Here is an 813-nt window from a genome sequence, read left to right on the forward strand (position 1 = left end):
AATGTAAGTAAAAGTGGTTACTTTAAATGGTTGAAACATCAAAAAACTTTTAACGATATAAAAAACGAAAAAATTGCTAATATTGTAGAAAAAATACATGATGACTATCCTGATAAAGGCTATCGCCGCATTAGAGATGATTTATACAGATATTATAGTATAAATGTAAATGATAAGAGAATATTACGTATTTGTCGTGTACTTCAAATTAAATCAACTATAAAATATAAAAATAATGGATGTACAATTCAAAATCAACATCCTACATATACAACAGAAAACATTCTTAATAGAAATTTTAAAGCTGATGCACCTGATGAAAAATGGCTAACAGATGTATCAGAATTTCACTACTATGTAAATGGAAAAAAACATAGACTTTATCTAAGTGCGATTCTAGATCTTTATGATAGAAGAATTGTTGCTTATACAATCGGAGATTCAAATAATACAGAACTAGTATATAGCATGTTTGATTTTGCCGTAAAAAATAACCCAAAAGCACACCCAATTTTTCATTCAGATAGAGGGTATCAATATACTAATAGAACATTTCATTCTAAATTGGTAGCCGCAGGCATGACACAAAGTATGTCTAGAATAGCTAGATGTATTGATAATGGTCCGATGGAAGGTTTTTGGGGGATTATAAAAAGAGAGAGATATTATGGAAAAAAATTTAATAGCAGAAAAGAATTGGTTGATATGATAGAAAATTATATGGATTATTATAACAATTCAAGATTACAAAGAAAGTTAGGTGTATTAACACCTTTTGAAAAGCATGAAGAATTTTTAAAAGTAGCATAAAAA

At 27.7% G+C, this 813-nt stretch carries 1 protein-coding gene; it reads left to right on the top strand.

Features of this window, described 5'->3' with window-relative positions; translation table 11 throughout:
* The coding region (locus ACK2WN_RS12205) for an IS3 family transposase (protein WP_416155698.1) at positions 1–810 on the top strand (810 nt) is incomplete at its 5' end.
* Positions 811–813 lie beyond the last annotated feature (3 nt).

It is taken from the genome of Peptacetobacter sp. AB800, from assembly GCF_047807365.1.
Taxonomy (GTDB): Bacteria; Bacillota; Clostridia; order Peptostreptococcales; family Peptostreptococcaceae; genus Peptacetobacter.